This window comes from Variovorax sp. RA8 (assembly GCF_901827175.1).
In the GTDB taxonomy this organism is placed as follows: Bacteria; Pseudomonadota; Gammaproteobacteria; order Burkholderiales; family Burkholderiaceae_C; genus Variovorax.
This window is the reverse complement of sequence record NZ_LR594664.1, coordinates 241,474-259,692: the sequence shown is the minus strand read 5'-3', so window position 1 is coordinate 259,692 and position 18,219 is coordinate 241,474. Positions and strand designations below refer to the sequence as shown.

Sequence of the window (18,219 nt, the reverse complement as noted above, 5' to 3'; positions counted from 1 at the left end):
TGTAAAACCCAGCAGAAACGACCCTAAGTCTATGATTCCATTGGGATTATGGTGGCATCGAAGTTCAAGGGGCCAATCTTCCGCCGAAAATCCAGCGTGTAGTCACCAAACCGGTTGATGTGCGCCGTGCGGAACGGCGCCAGGCCGCCCAGGATCTCCAGCGTGATCTCGGTCCCCTCGTCGCGAAGCTCCTGCAGCACCTTCGTCATGCCCACCACGTTGTGCAGAATGATCATGTTGGCCACCAGGTGGTTGTACTTGATCACCTTGCGCTGCTCGTGCCGGATGTTCTCCGCAATGATCCCTTCTCCCCCAAAAAATGACCACTGAGCAAAGCCGTTGAACTGCTCGCTCTTATTGGTTTCGGCATGGATTACCTTGCGCAGCCCGACATCGCCGATGTAGCTCAGCAGGAACATGGTCCGGATGACCTTGCCAAGCTCTACAAACGCGAAATACAGCTTGTTCTTGCGGCTGTAGGTGCCGAGCCGGCGCAGGATCGCCGACGGCGTGATCTTGCCGGTCTTGATGGAAACCGCCACCCGCAGCATCGCCGGCAAATGCAGCTCAATCAGCCGCCAGTCGATCACATCGCTGAACAGCGCATTGATGTTGCGGTAAACATTGCCCGGCTCCGGGCGATGGAATTTGAGGTCTTGGATGCCCCGGATGCGCGGCATGAGCTGGATGCCCAGGAGGTGCGCCAGCGCGAAGACCGGGTAACTCTGGGCCTGGGTGTCCCCGTGAATCGTGTCCGGTCGAATGTCCGATTCGTTGGTCATCAGCCCGTCAAGGATGTGGATGCCCTCATAGGTGCCGCAGGAAATGAAATGGCTGAACAGCGCGATGAACTTGTCCGATACATGGTAGTAGCCGATACCGCCGTACCCACCATAGCGGATATGGTGCTCGGACAGTAGGTTTTGCTCGTAAAGATTCCACTTGGTGCCGTCCGCCGACGCGTGTTTGCCCGTGCCCCAGTAGCCTGGCAGCTCAAACTTGTTGTAGGCGTTGATCACCTTGACAATGGCCTTGTCCAGGAGGTCCTCGCTGACGTATTTCAAGTTCAGCCAGGAAATCTGCCGGCGGCTCAGACCTTTGATCGATTTGGCGGTCTGCACGGGCCCCAGGTTGCAGCCGTAGCAAAACAGCGTCGTGATGACGCGCATGCGCAGATCCTCCAGGCGGCTGTCGGTCCCGGCGAGTGGCCGGAACAGCTTGTGCAGGTCCAACCAGCGCTCGGTGTCGATCATGACGTCCACGATGCTGGCCGCCTCCATTCGCTCGGTGATCAGGGCGTCGATCCGCGCGGCCGCCTCGACGATTTCTGAGCGCGGCGGTTTCCGCAGGATCAGGCGGCCGTCGACGATCTCGGCATGGGCGTTTTCCGGGAAAGTGGCGTCGATGTCGTGGGCCCGCTGGGACATCGCCGATTTGAGCATCGCCACAAAGGTGCCGGGATCTGTCTCGATGCCGGTGACCTGGCCATAGTCGCCCACTTCTCTTTCAAAGGTTTCGTCATCGACCAACTGCTCGCGGTAATCGTCATAGCGCTCGCCGTACTTGATGAAGAGATCGCCCGACTTCAGGTCGTCTTTGACAGCATGCATGACCGCCAGTTCAAAATACCGGCGGTGGACAGCCTCCGCCCGGCCCTTGCCGGATGGACGGACCAACACCAACCGCTTCCACTGGCCTGACATCCAGCGGAAATCCTTGTCTTCAGTCAGGCCCAGCATGTCCAGCGGCACGATGTCCGCACGGTTGTCGCGCAGCTTGTAAAGGGCCTCGATCAGCCGCTCCGCTACCTGGTCCTCGCTGCTGGCCTTGGGCGAGGCGATGCCGATGCAGTTGAGCAACTGGGCCCGGACCATCTTGTAGGGCTGCAGCAGGAAAGGCAGATGGTTGCGGCCCGCATAGGCCAGGTGCTGTTCGCATTCGTTGAGCAGCTCGTCCACGTCGGCCACCAGGGTGGTGCCGATGGCGTCCACACGCTGCGTGTCGGTGCCCTCCAGCTGGTAGGCGCCCAGGATGTCTTTGAGCTGGCCAACCAGCATGTCGGTTTTTTGGACCCGCTCCTGCTGGAACGAGAGCAATTTCTGCCTGGCATTGTTTTCCAGGTTCTGCATCAGGCGAATAAACAGGTCCGCGGCATCGTCCAGGGACTGGGCATGCTGCGCCCGGATGAAGATCACCGCCAGGGCGTAGCGCTTTTGCGGCTTGAGTTCGGCCATCTCGGCCGCATTGAGGGCGCGCGCCAGGTGGCGAAACTGTTTGAGCTTGGGCACCGGCACGTCGGGCTTGGGAAGCTGCTCCACCAGGTACTGCAAGCGCCGGATGTGCTGGATGTAGGTGCGCGTTTCCTTGTTGGTCGGCCGCTTGGGTTCGCGTTTGAGCATTTGCCAGGCAGAAACCGACTCGCCCGTGGCGGTTTTAAGCAAACTGTCGATCAAGGTCCGGGTATGGGCTGTCAGCTGGTTGGTGATTGCGGAGAAATACCGGTTGTTGCTCTTTTCCCGGGCTCGATACGCCATCCGGTCCAGCGTCGAGAAGGCGGGCAGCTCGTAGCGATGGTGGACCAGCTCCTCCAGCATCACGTTGATGATGTCGGCCACCGCGTGTTTGGTCTCGGCCGCCGTGTCGGCCACGACCTCCAGCCAGGCGTGGCCCCCCGGGTTCATAGGTTTGACATTGAGGTGCCGGCGTAAGGTCGCAAACAAGGCGGTGCGCGAGCCCGAGGCCTCGAAGCGCTTGAGGTCCGCCGCCGGGGGCGGCCTAACCACGCCCACCTGCTGCGCAATGTGCTCCCGGATCACCGGCGGCACTTCGGCCAGGGAGATGAAATAGCCCAGGCGCTGGAAGACTTTCAGGTGGATCAGTGCCGCCATGCGCGGCAAGGCGCGCTTGCCGATGCCGGCAGCCAGGAGTTGTTCATCCTTGGTCGGTGTGTAAAGCTCCGCCAGCTCACGGGGTGTCGGATCGGGTTTCAGGCTGGGATAGGCCGTCTCATGGAGCGTGGTCATTCGCGGGGACTACCCCGCCTGGCGGCAATGCTTCCCATCGCCTCAATCCCAGTAGGTGTCGGTCGCGGGTTCGTGAAATGAGGTTTCCAGCAGGCACTGGTTGTCCTCGGCGATGCGGTACATGTCATCGAGCAGCGTGGCGATCACCTCGTCCAGCAAGTCACGTGACAGGTAGGGAACTGCGAGCTCGTAGAGCGTTCCCTCGGTGTTCAGGCGTTGCATGGCGAAACGCTCAAAGCAGGTCTGCTCGATCAGCCGGTGACCGCGAGCCAGGCCGCGCGACTGCTTGCTGAAGCGGGCCAGCACCAGCGTGACGCGCAGGACTGCCATGGGCGTCGTTCCTTCGGCCGGTGGGCGGGGCGCTTCGATTTGTTCGGTCAACAACAATGGCAGTAGCTGCGGAACTGCCGGTGCCAGGGCCGTCAGGCCCTGCTCGAACCGGGCCTGCAGGCTGGAATCCGACGCATCGAGGTAGCGCATGGCCGATTTGACATCCTTCCAGCCGACGTATTCCATCAGTTCCTTGATGTCCCAGCCGCTGGCGCGGGTCCAGCCGGCAAAGCCGCGGCGCAAGGAGTGGCTGCTGTATTCCTCGGGCGACTCGACACCGGCTTCGGCGAACAGGCTGCGCAACAACGGAATCAGGCTGTCGGCATGCAGACTTTCGTCGGCCACATTCCCCCAGCGGTCGATCTTGCGGAACACCGGACCCTCGGTCAACCCGGCCAGGTCGATCCAGGCATTGAAGGCCGTCACGGGACATAAGCGGGACAAGGCTGGGCATTTGAAAACACGGCCCTGCAGCTGCCGGTCGCCTTTGGTGCGGCCCAGGTAGCACGCCATGCCCTGGCCCGGCGTCACCTCGATGTTCTCTACGCGCAGGTTGACCAACTCGTCGGAGCGAAAGCCGCGCCAGAACCCCAGCAACATCAGGCTGCGGTTGCGGGTTTGGCGCAGCAAGGCCGGCCGGTCGCCGGACCGCTGGGCGTTGCCAATCGCGACATCGAGCCACTGGTCGATCTGCTGGAGCACCGCCAGCTCCAGGGGGCGCGCGCGCTTTTCTGGCACGGCGTGAATTGAGCGAATGCCTTTAAGGACCTGGCGCACCAAGGGCGACTTGGTGGGGTCCGCAAAACCTTGGTCGGCATGCCATCGGGACAGTGCCGCCAGCCGCTGGCGAAGGGTGTTGATGGCCAAGGTAGGCGCGTAGTCGGCGAGGTAGCGGGCGATGGCGTCAGCCGTCGAGGGCAGGAGGCCTTTCCACTCTATTTCAAAATGTCGTATGGCCGAAGCGTAGCTCCGACGCGTGTTGTCGCGCTCAGCGGCTTCGATGTAGTCAACAACACGATTCATTTCAGTTTGTTTTTCGCCTGTCCATTAGCGTGGCTTGCCCCGCTCCGCCAGCAGGTAGCCAGCCATGATGGTGCCGAACAAATCGAAGCGCCCCGCCGGGCGCAGGGGGTACAGCAATTGGCGCCAGTTCCATGCACGCACCAGTTGCTCGGCCAGGATGGACAAGGGCACCAAGACCAGCCAGCTTGGGTCCGCGCCTGTGAGAATACCGAGCCGTCGCGCCGTCGCGCCGTCGGTGTCCGGAGATGCCTATCTTCACGTGCACACGAGAGAGTGCCAACCCGCCACATGCAACGCTAAATGCCTCATATCGCACGTGCGCCGGCCAGCCGTGCACTCACGCTCTCCCACTGGATGTTCTGGAAGAAAGCATCAATGTATTTCGCCGCCGCAGCGCCGTAGTCCATCTGATAAGAGTGCTCGTACATGTCCATCACCAGGATCGGAACGGTGGCGGCCGGTCCATGCGCGTGATCGGCCATCCAGTAATTTTCCAGCTGCCTGGTGTGCAGGTTGAACCCAAGAACCACCCAGCCGGACCCCCCACCGAGGCCGGCACCGATGCGGCGGAATTCCCTCTCCCAGTCTTCGAAGCTGCCGAAGGCTTGAGCGATCGCCTCTCGCTCGGTAGCTGCGGCCTCGCCACTGCCCCCGAGGTTCTCGAAATACAGTTCGTGCAGCACCACCGATCCAGTGCGAATTAGGTGCTCGCGCTTCAGGTCGTTGTAGATGTAGGGCGGCAGGTCCTTGTCGCCTGCGGCCTGCACCAGCCGGGCCTTGACAGCGGCCAGTGCCTTGACCGAGCCGCCGTAATTGTTTTCCCAATGGGAACGAATCATTCGTTCGGACAGACCCGTTAGTTTTGACGGATCGAACGGCAGCGGCTTGAGCGCGTCCTGACTTTGAAATGCTGGGGATGTAGTCATCATGAACTCCTTTTAAGAAAACCTTGATATACGAGTTGCTGCCCATCTAGGTACTGCAACTCGTTGCCTCGTCGATGCACCGAGAAGCACGCCGCCTGTGTGCTGCTGATCTCGGGCTTCAGCAGGCACAGCTGGTCGCCTTGAACCGACCATTGGCCCGCTTTGCTTGTCCCGCTCTCGGAGCGGATGAGTCGACCATCGGGGAGGTACTGATGCTCCCAATGTCTCCCGTCGCCGACTGAGCTGCCGCGCAACGCGGAGCGGATCTGCTGGCCATTCAAAGGAGCAAAAGCCGCCGATTCAGCGGCCACGTCCGGCAGCGTCCATGCACCAAGCACGAGCAGCAAGCAACCGCAAGCAACGTTTCGGCGCAGCCGTCCGTCTAGGCGGGTTGAGCCGAGGCCTCCGCTGGCGCGACTTTTCTTGATCGGAGCGACCTTTAACGCGACGCAGCGCGCTGAGCGAGGGCAAGCAACAGGCTGCATACCCTGCTGGCTCACGCGCCGCTCGGCATCAGCAGCCAACCCGCGACTCCGGCCCCGATGATCGCGACTGCGATGTTGAGCTTGTTCTTCCAGGCATACAGGAAGGCCAAGGCCGCGACAAAGATCGATACGGCCACCGCCAACGACGGCACACGCGCGGCGGTGACGAACGCCAGGTCAACCGTGGTCGCGGCGATTAGGCCGACCACCCCGGCGGCGACGCCGTCGAGGAAGGCGTGCATCTCCTTGACCTCTAGCACTGCCTCGAGCCGGTCGTAGAAGATCAGCGAGAAGGCAAACGCGGGAAGAAAGACGCCGGCGGTCATGACCAGCGCACCGAGCGGCCCGCCGGCAACATAGCCAACGAAAGTGGCGAAGATGATGAGCGGCGCGGGCAGCACCCCAGACAAGGCCAGGCCGTCGAGGAACTGGCCGTCGGTGATCCAGCCGCGGCCGACCGCGTCATTGCGGATGAACGGGATCGCCGTGTAGGCACCGCCGAAGGTGAGCAGGCCCGCCTTCAACCCGGCGACGAAGATGAGCAGCAGCGAAGCCTCGCCCTGGACGACCGCCTCCACCAGCGGCTGTGCGCGCGGCGCCCAGAGCGCCATCGCGGCGGCCAGCGCCACCGCGCCGGCAGCGACCAGGAGGGCGAGCCTGCCACGCTTGAGCATCCACAAGGCATAGACGCCGCCGGCGGCTGGCAGGGTGATCCAGAAGGCCACGCCGGCGGCGGAGGCGAGTGCGGCCACGATGGCGATGGCCCACAGCCAACGGTCCACCAGGATGTGCTCGCCGATCCGGTGCACCGCCCGTACGATCAGGGCGATCACTGCTGCCTGTACACCAAGGAACGCGGCGCCCAGTGCCGTGCCAGCGATGTCCATCCGGAAGTAAAGCCATGACAGCGCCAGCATCAACAGGAATCCCGGGAGCATGAATGCGAGACCGGCCAGCACCCCGCCCAGCCGCCCCTTCGCACGCATGCCCAGATGCACGCACAGCTCGTGCGCCTCGGGTCCGGGCAGCACCTGCATCACGGCCAGCAAGCGGTTGAAGCGTTCGCTGGAAATCCATCGTTCCTCGTTCACCAGTTCCCGGCGCAGCATGGCGACCTGCGCCACCGGGCCTCCCCAGGCAAGGAAGCCGAATTTGAGAAACCGCATGAAAAGCTGAAAGTACGTCAGCGTCGGAGGCACGGCCTCGGGGCCGGCAGCGCCGGTGGTCGTCTGCGCACTCATGCTGCCCCCGGTTCAGTGTTGAGGTTGGGACGGATGATCGAAGCGGCGCGCAAGCCGGTCAGGAAAAGTGTCATGGCGTTATCCGGTCATGGTTACAGAACAGGTGGTTGGTTGAATCAAAGTCGCTATCGGCAGTTGGGTGGGTTCCAGGTGTGGCTCGGGGTAACTTGGCGCGAAACTCACCAATGTGCGGGGGGCTGGGCGGATCATCTGGGTCATCCTGGGCGACCGCCAGCTTGTTGAAAGTACGCGTACAGGGAGTCGAGCATTTTGCTCATCTCCGCCAGCAGCGCGTCGTCCTCGTCCAGGCGTTGATGCGCGCCTGCCAGCACGGCCTCGAAGCCTGCAGCCTCGGCGACCGGTTCGCCGCCCACGTCGAGCTGGTGTACAAGCGCGGCGACGCGCATGAGCGCAGCATCCTGCTCCAGGTCGAAGCTAGCCATTAGCGTCTCGAAGGTCACCCGCTCGCCCACGTGCGTAAACGCCGCGCCGTCGAAATCGAAACCGAGTGCGCCTTTCGGGCAATCTGACGGCTGGGACAGCCACTGAAAACGCGCATCGCGGTCGATGAAGCGCTGAATCAACCATGCGCTGGCAACGCGGTCCACCCAGGGCCGACGTCGCGTGGCCCACGTCCGGCCTTGGTAGCTGCTCGCATCCAGCCTGGCAATGCCGCCTGCCGTTTCGTGAGGCTCGTCTGGCGACAACACCCGCTCGATGCGTTGGGTGAACTCCGTCCAGGCCGCCTCTGCCTCCAGGCTCGCGTCGCCGGGGAAGAAGTCAATGGCCCGCACCATGTCGCGCTCGCGCTGCAGCCTGCGCTGCATGCGCGAGACCTCGGACCCCGCCAGCCCGCTGAGCGTGCGTCCCGCCTCCTTCCAGGACTTGCACAGCTCGGCGTAATCGTCGCTGCGGTCAAACAGCTGCCGGTAGGTTGCAGCTTCGTCGACGGACCGCGGCTGCACGTCCATCAGCCACGCGTGGCCTCCCTCGCGCCGGCATTCCTCAGCCAGTTCCTGCAGCGCCACTTCGCGTTCCTCACCAGCTGGTAGGAGATACGCCCCGTCCCGTAATGCCATGCAGCCAAGCGACTTCAACGCCCGCCAAATGCGGGTCCGCGCGGTGGCGCCGGATGTAGGCAGCGAAACAATCAGCAACAACCAGGGTGGCAAGAACAGCAAACTCATGTCATGATCATACTGTAATGTCTTGAACTCGACATTAAAAGAGTCAACAGACCAGAAACGCGAATACTTTGCTGGTCGAGGCTCTCTTCGGCCCAGTGGGGGTATCCATTGCTGAAGCTCTTATGAATGCCATGAGGACCTTATGAAATACGCTTCAATTGCTCTGGCAGCTTGCTGGCGTGTGAGCCGCTGAGGAGTTGCCCTTGCCTACATCAACCGTCGCATTACTTTATCCAGGCGATCGCCGCATGCGGGATCGCTCTGATCCGACCGAGAGCCGGTTTGCTGCGTTGTTTGATGCTTTCGCCCTCGCCGGCGTGACGGCGGTCCCTGCCGTGTACAACGACGACTTCGCCGAAGAAGTGGAGACGCAGCTGCGCAACTGCCGCCTCGTGCTGGTCTGGTGCAATCCCATCGAAGGCGGACGACGACGGGATGTCCTGGACGCCATGCTGCGGCGGGTTGCCGACTCGGGGATTGTGGTCAGCGCGCATCCGGAGGCCATCCTGAAGCTGGGAACCAAGGACGTCTTGTTCCACACGCGCGATCTCCCGTTTGGCAGCGACGTTTGCCGAGTCGACAGCCTCAAACAACTCGAGGAGGAATTGCCAGAACGACTCCGCCACGGCCCACGGGTACTCAAGCAATACCGGGGACAGAGCGGGAACGGTGTTTGGCGCGTGCAACTGGTGGGTCCCATGGCCACACCCGCGCGCCTGCGGGTGCGCCACGCCCAGCGTGGCAGCGACGAAGAGGTGATGGAAATTCCAGCGCTCTTGGCAAGACTGGCTCCGTACTTCGAGCCGGAGAACGGCGGACACATGATCGACCAGGCATGGCAACCGCGCTTGGTGGAAGGCATGGTGCGCGCCTATCTGGTGGAGGATCGGGTCGAGGGCTTCGGGCACCAGTCGGTGAACGCGCTCTACCCCGCCAAACCTGACGAGCCGGCACCGCCGTCCAGCCCGAGGCTGTACCACGCCGCAAATCTGCCGCAGTTCCAGTTCTTGAAGGAACGACTGGAGACTGAGTGGGTCGAGTTGCTCCGCACACGCGTCGGCCTTTCGCGCGAGCAACTTCCGTTCCTCTGGGACTGCGACTTCATGTTCGGAGAATCTATCGCCGATGCCTCTGAGCGCTATGTGCTTTGCGAAATCAACGTCAGCAGCGTAGCGCCGTTCCCGGACTCCGCCATCCAGCCGCTCGTTTCGGCTGTTCAACGTCGTCTAAAGCAGATTTGATCGCCTGTTGCGCACGTTGCCACAGCCAAGTAGCTGCGAACCTGACTTTTGGCCTAAGTGATTGACGCGTGTTCTATCAAGCTGGTGTATGTAGGCTAGCCACCGACTCTCGTCTATTGCAGGATGCATAAGAATACTGGCCATGGCCGGGGTTAGGCTGGCAACGTCAGCAGGGAGCTTGACCACTGACCGCACGAGAGTGCGGCCTAGTCAAAAGTCGAGTTCGTCGCGGATAGCAGCAATGCCCGCTTTGGCGCAGACGTCATCGGCATCCCCGCCCGGCGCGCCCGAAACCCCAATGGCGCCCACGATGGAGCCAGCCGATTCAATGGGAATGCCACCGCCGATGGCCACGATGCGGGGAAGGTGTCGCACGCCAGATGCGGGTTCACCTCCTTGAGTGGAACGGGTGAAACTCGTGGTATCGAGTTTGAAGGTCACGGCCGTGTAGGCTTTGTTGATGGCCGTATCGACTGTGTGTGGACCGGCGAAACGGTCGCGAAGCATAACGAGCGCGTTGCCGGCACGGTCATTGACCGATACGGCAGCTTGATGGCCATTTTTTCGGCAAGTCTCTAGCGCAGCCCGTGCCGCCTTCAAAGCGGCATCTGGCGTCAAGGAGGCTGACGTGAAAGTGGCTTGTTGTGCCAGTAGCAAACCAACAGGCATTCCAAGCAATAAGACGAAGGTCAGAGTTGATTTTTTTGCAGTGCGCATTGGTAGAAAATTCCTTTTCAGCGGTCATGTGATTTGAGTTCAGGTGCCTCGAGGCGCTTTTGCTGGCTAACTTCGATTCTCCCGCAATCTGCTCATTCTGGTGGGCATTTGCAAGCACTATCGAAGCACCCATTATTGGCGTTTTGCCTTGCGCAGAAGCGATATGCATCCGGAAACTCGAAAGCCTGGTGCTTGAGGGTTAAGAAGCCGTGCTTGAAAACGCCGCTGACACGCGGTTGCAATGCCGCCTTGCAGTCAAGCACGTTGAGATAAGCGAGATTCCCGCGCATCCGGCTCAACTGGGTTGAATCGGAATAATGGCATTCCTGGGTCTGCTTAAGAATGGGTACGAAATCACAGCGAACTGTGATGTTCGCCGTTCCTCTGCGCTCAGTTTGGCGCGGCAGTCGCGAAATGGCTCTTTGGCTAACTAATTCGAATAATCAACTTTCACGACAGCTCCTGGTCGGCCGCCCGCCTTTCAGTCATATTTGCCCTCGTAGATAGTCTGGCATCCGCCGAGACACATCAGCAAGGCAGGGAGAAACCATACTTGCGCGTGCGCATGCTTACGCTGTTCATGCAAATGCCGATGACTTGGGACCCGGCAGGCATGTCACGGAGGGAATGATCATGGTGCTCGTCATCGTGGCTAAGCGTGCCATTCCGGCACGGTTATGCTTCGCGGGACAGCAGGATGATGCAGGCAGTTATTTGTAAGGAGAATTCGATGCAACTCAAAACCATGGAGGCCGTGAGCGTGGTGCATCAGATCCGATGTGACCGGTGCGGCAAAGAGACCGAGCGTGGCGAGCTTGGCTTCGCCGAGATGACGTCGATCGGCTTCGACGCGGGCTATGACTCGATTTTTGGGGACGGAAATCGGGTTGAGGCGGATTTATGTGAGACCTGTCTGCGTGACACCTTGGGCGCATGGCTCAGGGTCAGGACACAGGCCGAAACGTCTTTGGCGACCAAGCTGGCAGCATTCAAGCCGGAGGTACATGGAGGGGAGTTCCCTCCACCCAAATCAGCAGGGCCCGGATAAAGGCCAATCAGTCAAACTGCAGTTCGATCTTGCCGGCGCGGCGCCGCACCGGGCCGACCACGATCTTCACGTCATGGCCCAGCCTGGCCACCAGCTCCAACAGTTTGGCCTCGCTGACGCCGCGAAACTGGCCGCGCGTGATGCGCGAAACCTTGGACTGGTCGATCCCCAGCAGCGCAGCCGCATCTTCCTGCGTCAAGCGGCGCGCCTTGATCGCTCGGGCGATCTCGCCGGCGAGCTGGGACTTGCGCTGCATCTCGGCCGCGTCGGTGTAGCCCAGGTCGGCATAGACATTGGTGCTGCCTTCTTCGGTGGTGATGCTTGCGGGTTCACTCATTTGCGTGCTCCTTGCTGTGCCTGCCAAGCTTCGAAGTCCTGCTTCGGCCTTCAGGCGGGTGGTGATCAATCCGGTTTCGGCGTGGCGATGCCGCTTTGGGACTTCTTCTGAAAGCAGTGCAGGACATAGACCCAGCCGGCGAACTTGACGGTGTAGACGCCCGGTGAGTGTCGCCCTGGGGGTCCTCGACCACCTCCAACACGCCGGCCGACCAAAACCCGTCATGACCTTGGCATCCTGATGCTTGCCACTGGCCTGCGCCAGGTCGATGGCATGGCCAAAAACGTCTTTGACATAGTCCGGCATCGCATCCAGATCGCGCTTGGCGGAACTGACCCATTTGACGGGTTTGCGGGTTTGCTTCGACATCGCTTAAATTATGTCTGTTTGGGCATAATCCCGTCAATTCGCCGGGGCGGACCTTTTTCGGGGACGCGAGTTTTGTTCCGCGCGGTCATAAGCGCATATGACGCCACATTAGGCCGACCCCAAACCGCTACCACGGCTGAAACCATCAAAAATTACCCTCACATTGGATAATCCACTATTACCCAGTGTGATATTTACTAAGATCTATGATTTATTGACCTCTTAAATAGTATGTAATATCATGGTACATACTACAGTACGAAATAACGAGGTGAACCATGGCCCGAGCCGGAATCTACAAGTCTGAAGTGCTGCGTGCCCGCGATAAATTGCTGGCCGCAGGGCGCAATCCGTCCATCGATGCGGTGCGCGAAGAGCTGGGCAGCGGCTCCAAAACCACGATCCATCGCTACCTGAAGGAGATCGAGGAAGAGGAAGGGCCAGCCACCGGCAGCCGCGTAGCCGTCAGCGAGGCAATCCAGGACCTGGTGGGTCGCCTAGCCGCCCGCGTCAATGAAGAAGCGGAAGAGCGGGTCACCACGGCGCAGGCCAAGCACGCCGAGCAGCTGAGCCAACAGCAGCAAGCCGTCGCGGCCCTGAAATCCGAGGCGCTGGCCACGCGCCAGCAGCTGGAGCAAACCCAGCGGGCCCTGGCCGACGAAAAAAACGCTCACGGCAAAACCAGCGAAGCTCTGAGCCGCAAGACCCTGGAAAACACTCAGCTCGTCCAGCAGGTGGCCGACCTGCAGGAGCGCCTCGCGGCCGAAGAGCGCCATCGCCAATCCCTGGAAGAAAAGCACAAGCACGCGCGCCAGGCGCTGGAGCATTTCCGGGAATCCACAAAGGAGCAGCGCGACCAGGACCAGCGCAAGCACGAACAGCAGGTGCAGTACCTGCAGGCCGAGTTGCGCACCGTGAACGAGACCTTGGCCACCAAGCAGCAGGAAGCCGTCCATACCCTTCAGGAAAACGCACGCCTCCTGGGCGATTTGTCGCGCGCCCAGGGCGATCTGCACCAGGCTCAGGAAGAGGTGCGAGGCCTGCGGCCGCTCAAGGATGAACTGGGGTTTGCGCAAAGGCGCTCCGAGGAATTGGGCCGGCGCCTGGTTGAGCAGGACGCGGCCGTCCAGCAGCTCAGCACTTCCAAAGAGCAGTTGCAGGCCAAGGTCGACGAGCTGCTTTCCGCCAAACAACAGCTGGAACTGGCGCTGGCGACGGCCAGGTCATCCGTCACGGCCCAGGAGCAGGTCGTGGCCAGCATGCTTGAGCGCTTCAGTACGCCGGCGACTGGCCCTAATTTGGTTGCGAACCCGGTTGAAGAGGCCGGTCGTCCAGGGAAGAGAGAGTCGAAAAAGTCAACGGGGACAGGCACTTAAGCCTGTTTCTGCTGGGTTTTACATGAATCCCTGCCGACCCTCATTCAGACGGGCGCCATGCTCGTCATCGCATCAATGGGTCTGGTGATCAATCTCATCAGCATGCGGCTGTTGTCCTCCGGCAAGGACTCGAGCCTCAACGTGAAGGGCGCCTATCTCGAAGTGTGGAGCGACATGCTGGGCTCTCTGGGCGTGATCGTCGGGGCCGGAATTATCTGGCTGACTGGCTGGACCTGGGTCGATCCGCTCATTGCCGTCGCGATCGGCCTTTGGGTGCTTCCGAGAACCTGGATCCTGCTACGGGACAGCGTCAACATCTTGCTCGAAGGGGTGCCGAGCCACATTGAAGTGCCTGCTATCGAGCAAGCTCTGCTTTCATTGAGTGGGGTCACCTCGTTACATGAACTTCATGTGTGGGCGATCTCCAGCGGAAAGACCAGCCTGAGCGTGCACCTTGTCAGTCCGGTGAGCGATCTCGCGGCCGTCACTGCCTCGGCCAGCGATCTGCTGGCCGAGCGTTTCGATATCCATCACTCGACGATTCAGGTCGAACGCGCGCCCTGCGCCCAAGCCACCGAGGCACATCAGTTTGAGCCGCCGCTCGCGAGTGCCTGACAATTGGAGTGGGGGAACTTTCGCGATGGGAACGGTCTTCCGCGGCCGGATTGCAAATGCGTTCTCAACAGGGAAATGCGCCGGCGTAGCAGGCCCGATCCCTTGCTGTGTGCTTTTTGCGGTAGCCGTGTAGAGCAGATGGATGGCAGGTACGGTCGGCTTGCGGCCTACCCATGAAGCTCGAGGCATCGATGCACCCGTGGACGCCCGATCGTCAACTGGCCATGACGATTCTTTGGCTGTACATCGTCGTGCTGATAGTTGCTGGCGCGATTCTTTGGGGGGTGTTAGCTTGGCGGAGGCAGCGAAGAAGGATGAAGGGCTTCGTCGAAGGTGGCTCCTACGGGCAGTCGCTGTCCAGACGGTTCGAAGTTCGTCGCCGCCGACGTCGCGACGCCATACTCAAACAGGAACGAGGGCGCAAGCGGAGACGGGCGAACAGGCGACAGCGATAGCGATAGCGATAGCGCGCACCGCACGCGAGCGGCTTGGCGGTGTCGACGCGTGTTGTGCACGACGCCATACCTGACCCCGTCAGCTACTTTAAACTGGCCGGTGTCTACGTTCTTGTTCTCGCGTTCGTGGCGGTGGTGTACCTCCTGATCCGATGGTGGCGCGGTCCAGGGCACAAGTTCCAGGGCCGTGCGGCGCGGACGTATTCTGAAAAATTGGTAGGGCGTCTTGCAGATCGCCAAGGAAAGGTACGCAGGAGGGCCGCGTGCAAGCGCAATCAATAAGGGGTAGTTCGCTCGGGTCGCCGGGTCGATGGCCCCTTGGTTTGTCGGCAGACCGATCAGGATGAGTGCGATGTCATCGGCCTCGGGCGCAGGGTGCAAGAGCGCATCCTCGCACGTCCAGGTCGAGAACGGCCCCTAAAGCTTGGCTTGGCCATTGTGGCCGCGATCGCAAGGATGCACGGTGGGGAAACGCGCGCCTCATGTCGATCAGGCGTCACTGAAATCAGCTTTTCCATCGCGGCCGCGGCCCGCACCTAATTTGTCGCTAGGGGGGCTTGTCCACTGCTGTTCCTGCAGGGCAGAAATCAAGGGGCAAGATACCGTCCCGTGACTTGCACAGCAGTCGCGGACCAACGTGGCCAGCACCGACTCGATGCGGCGCAGATCGGCCAGCTTGGACCTCACATCGGCGATCTTCTCCTGCGCCAACTGGCGCGCCTCGTCGCAATGGGTGCCGTCATCCAACGTGAGCAGGCCGGCCACCTCGTCGAGGCTGAATCCCAGGCTCTGCGCGGACTTCACGAACCGGACCCTCGCCACATCGCTCACGCCGTAGCGCCGGATGCTGCCATACGGCCGGTCCGGCTGCGGCAGCAGTCCCTTGCGCTGGTAGAACCTGATGGTCTCCACGTTGACCCCAGCCGACTCGGCGAATGCGCCGATGCTCAGGCTGTCCGCCTGCCTATCCATAACGCTTGACTCCGTACTTGACTACGGAAGTAAGCTTACCCCTGTTCGAAAACACGTGGAAAGGATGAGTGCAATGTCGGAAGGCGAAGCTGGGCGCGGTGCCCTGGTTGCAGGAGGCCTCGCCGCGCTGCTCGCGTCGACCTGCTGCCTCGGCCCCCTGGCTCTGGTGACGCTCGGTTTCAGCGGCGCGTGGATCGGAAACCTGACCGCGCTGGAGCCTTACCGGCCGCTTTTCCTGGGTGTGGCGCTGGGGGCGCTGTTTTTCGCCTATCGCCGCATTTTTCGGCCGGCTCAGGACTGCAAGCCCGGCGAGGTTTGCGCCGTGCCGCAGGTGCGGCGCGCCTACCAAGTCGTGTTCTGGATCGTCGCAGCGCTGGTCATCGTGGCGCTCGCGTTTCCCTATGTGTTGCCCTTGTTCTATTGAAGGGACTTCGTCATGAAGAAGCTATTACCCGTCGTCGCGCTGCTCGCGGCATTCGCCACCCCCGTGTGGGCCACCTCGCAAACCGTCACCCTATCGGTGCCGGGCATGACCTGTGCGGCATGCCCGTTCACGGTCAAGCAGGCGCTGAGCAAAGTCAAAGGCGTGAACAAGGCCGAGGTGAGCTATGAGAAGAAGCAGGCCGTCGTGTCATTCGATGGCGCCAAGACCAACGTTCAGGCGCTGACCAAAGCCACCGCGAACGCCGGATACCCGTCGACCGCCAAGCAATAGGGCCTCCGATCATGGGACTGATCGCGCGCATTGGGGACAAGGCCGGGGCGCTGGGCAGCGTGGTCTCTGCGATGGGCTGCGCCGGATGCTTTCCGGCGCTTGGGAGCCTGGGGGTGGCGCTCGGCCTGGGTTTTCTGAACCAGTACGAGGAATTCTTCATCACCCGATTGCTGCCGCTGTTTGCGGCGATCGCGCTGCTCGCCAACGCCCTGAGTTGGTTCAGCCATCGGCAGTGGCATCGCAGCGTCCTGGGCATGGTGGGCCCCGCGATCGTGCTGGCGGCGCTCCATCCGTTCTTCGGCTATGGGTGGACCGAGCAGCTTCTCTACGCGGGCCTGACGATCATGGTCGGCGTGTCGGTTTGGGATCTTCTCGCGCCCGCGCACCGCAGGTGCACCCCAGCCTCGTGTGCGCCGCCGCAGAGACAGTGATTTCCCATTTCTCAAACTCCACGAACAGGCAGTTGAATGACCAGCTTGCGAATTGAAGGCATGACCTGCGCGTCGTGCGCCGAGCACGTGCGCAAAGCACTGCAGAAGGTGACGGGTGTGCGCTCGGTATCAGTGTCCTATCCGGAACGCCTGGCCAAGATCACGCTAGACGAAGGCACATCACCAGCCGCGCTGACGATGGCGGTGGCAGAGGCCGGCTACCGAGCCCAGCGTACCGACGCTTCGACGCCGGCACTTGCCGGGCTCCTCGGCAAGACGCGTCAATCGCTCGGCGGCGCTGCTCGGCCGAACGCTGTCAACCAGCCGGTCCACGTCGCTGTCATCGGCAGTGGCGGTGCAGCGATGGCAGCGGCGCTCAAGGCGGTGGAGAACGGCGCCCGCGTCACGCTGATCGAACGCGGCACGATCGGCGGCACCTGCGTAAACGTCGGCTGCGTCCCGTCCAAGATCATGATCCGCGCGGCGCACGTCGCACATATGCGCCGCGAAAGTCCGTTCGACGCCGGCCTGTCCGCGGCGAGGCCGACCGTGCTGCGCGACCGGCTGCTGGCCCAGCAACAAGCTCGCGTTGACGAGCTGCGTCACGGCAAGTACGAGAACGTCCTGGACGGCACTCCGGCCATCTCGGTCGTGCACGGCACGGCGCGCTTCAAGGACAGCCATACGCTCGTGGTGACGCTGCGCGAGGGCGGCGAGCAGGAGGTGTCTTTCGATCGCTGCCTGGTGGCCACGGGCGCAAGCGCAGCAGTGCCACCCATTCCAGGCCTGAAGGAGACGCCGTACTGGACGTCGACTGAAGCCTTGGCCTCCGATGTGATCCCCCAACGTCTGGCTGTGATCGGTGCATCCGTGGTGGCGGTGGAACTTGCCCAGGCGTTCGCACGGCTTGGCAGCCAGGTCACCATCCTGGCGCGCAGCAAACTTCTTTCCCAGGAAGATCCGGCCATCGGCGAGGCGGTCGCTGCCACGTTTCGTGATGAAGGCATCGGGGTGTTGAAGCAGACCAAGGCGAGCCAGGTGGCGTACACCGGCGGCGAGTTCGTCTTGGCGACGAATCATGGGGTGCTGCGCGCGGAGCGGCTACTGGTGGCCACCGGACGCTCGCCGAACATTGGCGGGCTCGCCCTCGAAGCCGCGGGCGTGAAGCTCGGCGAGCGTGGCGCCATCGTCATCGACCGCGGCATGCGAACCAACGTCGCGGGCATCTATGCGGCCGGCGACTGCACGGACCAACCGCAGTTCGTCTATGTGGCCGCGGCGGCCGGCACGCGCGCGGCTGTCAACATGATGGGCGGCGAGGCCGAGCTCGATCTGACGGCGATGCCGGCTGTCGTGTTCACCGATCCGCAGGTAGCGACCGTCGGCTACACCGAGGCCGAAGCGCATAAGGCGGGGATCGAGACAGAGAGCCGCACGTTGACGCTGGATAACGTGCCGCGCGCCTTGGTCAATTTCGATACGCGCGGCTTCATCAAGCTCGTTGCAGAGGTCGGTACGGGTCGAATCCTGGGCGTGCAGGCGGTCGCGGCAGAAGCCGGCGAGCTCATCCAGGCGGCGGCGTTGGCGATCCGAGGCCAAATGACGGTGCAGGACCTGGCCGAGCAGCTATTCCCCTATCTGACAATGGTCGAAGGTTTGAAGCTCGCAGCCCAGACCTTCACCAAGGACGTGACGCAGCTTTCGTGCTGCGCAGGCTGAGGAAGTGCC

General features: G+C 62.0%; 18 protein-coding genes and 1 pseudogene. 8 read left to right on the top strand and 11 right to left on the bottom strand.

What is annotated here, in order from left to right:
• Positions 1-29 precede the first annotated feature (29 nt).
• From E5P3_RS34450 to E5P3_RS34420, 7 genes are all read right to left on the bottom strand, one after another.
• Positions 30-3,023 carry a Tn3 family transposase gene (locus tag E5P3_RS34450; RefSeq protein ID WP_024815559.1) on the bottom strand — a complete coding sequence of 998 codons (2,994 nt, stop codon included), beginning with the start codon at positions 3,021-3,023 and terminating at the stop codon, positions 30-32.
• A 42-nt stretch (positions 3,024-3,065) separates the two neighbouring features.
• Complete coding sequence (locus tag E5P3_RS34445; RefSeq protein ID WP_024815560.1) at positions 3,066-4,376, bottom strand: site-specific integrase; 1,311 nt, start codon at positions 4,374-4,376, stop codon at positions 3,066-3,068.
• Positions 4,377-4,400: 24 nt separating this feature from the next.
• Positions 4,401-4,547, bottom strand: a complete 147-nt coding sequence (locus tag E5P3_RS34440) for a hypothetical protein (RefSeq protein ID WP_153587080.1) — start codon at positions 4,545-4,547, stop codon at positions 4,401-4,403.
• Between the two features lie 134 nt (positions 4,548-4,681).
• The gene (locus E5P3_RS34435) at positions 4,682-5,302 is read right to left on the bottom strand and encodes a superoxide dismutase (RefSeq protein WP_054433628.1); all 621 of its coding nucleotides are present in this window, start codon (positions 5,300-5,302) and stop codon (positions 4,682-4,684) included.
• Positions 5,302-5,649 (bottom strand): hypothetical protein, encoded by a 348-nt coding sequence (locus tag E5P3_RS34430; RefSeq protein ID WP_024815562.1) that lies wholly within the window; start codon positions 5,647-5,649, stop codon positions 5,302-5,304. Before E5P3_RS34430 ends, E5P3_RS34435 begins: the two co-directional genes overlap by 1 nt.
• Positions 5,650-5,798: 149 nt before the next feature.
• The gene (locus tag E5P3_RS34425; protein ID WP_051463546.1) at positions 5,799-7,028 is read right to left on the bottom strand and encodes a chromate transporter; all 1,230 of its coding nucleotides are present in this window, start codon (positions 7,026-7,028) and stop codon (positions 5,799-5,801) included.
• A gap of 215 nt (positions 7,029-7,243) precedes the next feature.
• Positions 7,244-8,215 (bottom strand): chromate resistance protein ChrB domain-containing protein, encoded by a 972-nt coding sequence (locus tag E5P3_RS34420; protein WP_024815564.1) that lies wholly within the window; start codon positions 8,213-8,215, stop codon positions 7,244-7,246.
• A 203-nt stretch (positions 8,216-8,418) separates the two neighbouring features.
• On the opposite strand from E5P3_RS34420, the gene E5P3_RS34415 reads away from it, so the two are divergent.
• Complete coding sequence (locus E5P3_RS34415) at positions 8,419-9,456, top strand: Cj0069 family protein (protein WP_230305084.1); 1,038 nt, start codon at positions 8,419-8,421, stop codon at positions 9,454-9,456.
• Positions 9,457-9,666: 210 nt separating this feature from the next.
• Here E5P3_RS34415 and E5P3_RS34410 read toward each other — a convergent pair whose 3' ends face one another.
• On the bottom strand, positions 9,667-10,173 hold the full coding sequence (locus E5P3_RS34410) for a GlcG/HbpS family heme-binding protein (protein WP_024815566.1): 507 nt from the start codon (positions 10,171-10,173) through the stop codon (positions 9,667-9,669).
• 730 nt (positions 10,174-10,903) lie between these two features.
• On the opposite strand from E5P3_RS34410, the gene E5P3_RS34405 reads away from it, so the two are divergent.
• Entirely contained in the window at positions 10,904-11,221 is a 318-nt protein-coding gene (locus tag E5P3_RS34405; protein ID WP_024815567.1) for a hypothetical protein, read from the top strand.
• A 7-nt stretch (positions 11,222-11,228) separates the two neighbouring features.
• On the opposite strand, the gene E5P3_RS34400 is transcribed toward E5P3_RS34405, so the two are convergent.
• Both E5P3_RS34400 and E5P3_RS34395 read right to left on the bottom strand, forming a co-directional pair.
• Positions 11,229-11,558 carry a helix-turn-helix domain-containing protein gene (locus tag E5P3_RS34400; RefSeq protein WP_024815568.1) on the bottom strand — a complete coding sequence of 110 codons (330 nt, stop codon included), beginning with the start codon at positions 11,556-11,558 and terminating at the stop codon, positions 11,229-11,231.
• Positions 11,559-11,623: 65 nt separating this feature from the next.
• Positions 11,624-11,927 (bottom strand): annotated as a pseudogene (locus tag E5P3_RS34395) (type II toxin-antitoxin system RelE/ParE family toxin).
• Between the two features lie 278 nt (positions 11,928-12,205).
• Here E5P3_RS34395 and E5P3_RS34390 point away from each other — a divergent pair.
• Both E5P3_RS34390 and E5P3_RS34385 read left to right on the top strand, forming a co-directional pair.
• Complete coding sequence (locus E5P3_RS34390) at positions 12,206-13,303, top strand: DNA-binding protein (protein WP_024815569.1); 1,098 nt, start codon at positions 12,206-12,208, stop codon at positions 13,301-13,303.
• Between the two features lie 30 nt (positions 13,304-13,333).
• Positions 13,334-13,918, top strand: a complete 585-nt coding sequence (locus E5P3_RS34385; protein ID WP_443083311.1) for a cation diffusion facilitator family transporter — start codon at positions 13,334-13,336, stop codon at positions 13,916-13,918.
• Between the two features lie 944 nt (positions 13,919-14,862).
• Here E5P3_RS34385 and merR read toward each other — a convergent pair.
• The gene (gene merR / locus E5P3_RS34380; RefSeq protein ID WP_162590503.1) at positions 14,863-15,345 is read right to left on the bottom strand and encodes an Hg(II)-responsive transcriptional regulator; all 483 of its coding nucleotides are present in this window, start codon (positions 15,343-15,345) and stop codon (positions 14,863-14,865) included.
• Positions 15,346-15,418: 73 nt separating this feature from the next.
• Here merR and merT point away from each other — a divergent pair, with 73 nt between their 5' ends.
• The 4 genes from merT to merA are packed head-to-tail and all read left to right on the top strand — an operon-like array spanning position 15,419 to position 18,210.
• Positions 15,419-15,769 carry a mercuric ion transporter MerT gene (gene merT, locus E5P3_RS34375; RefSeq protein WP_162590502.1) on the top strand — a complete coding sequence of 117 codons (351 nt, stop codon included), beginning with the start codon at positions 15,419-15,421 and terminating at the stop codon, positions 15,767-15,769.
• Positions 15,770-15,781: 12 nt separating this feature from the next.
• Positions 15,782-16,060 (top strand): mercury resistance system periplasmic binding protein MerP, encoded by a 279-nt coding sequence (gene merP, locus E5P3_RS34370; protein ID WP_162590501.1) that lies wholly within the window; start codon positions 15,782-15,784, stop codon positions 16,058-16,060.
• Positions 16,061-16,071: 11 nt separating this feature from the next.
• Entirely contained in the window at positions 16,072-16,491 is a 420-nt protein-coding gene (merC, locus tag E5P3_RS34365) for an organomercurial transporter MerC (protein ID WP_162590500.1), read from the top strand.
• 36 nt (positions 16,492-16,527) lie between these two features.
• A complete protein-coding gene (gene merA, locus E5P3_RS34360) occupies positions 16,528-18,210 on the top strand; it encodes a mercury(II) reductase (protein ID WP_162590499.1) in 1,683 nt (560 codons plus the stop codon).
• Positions 18,211-18,219: the final 9 nt, after the last annotated feature.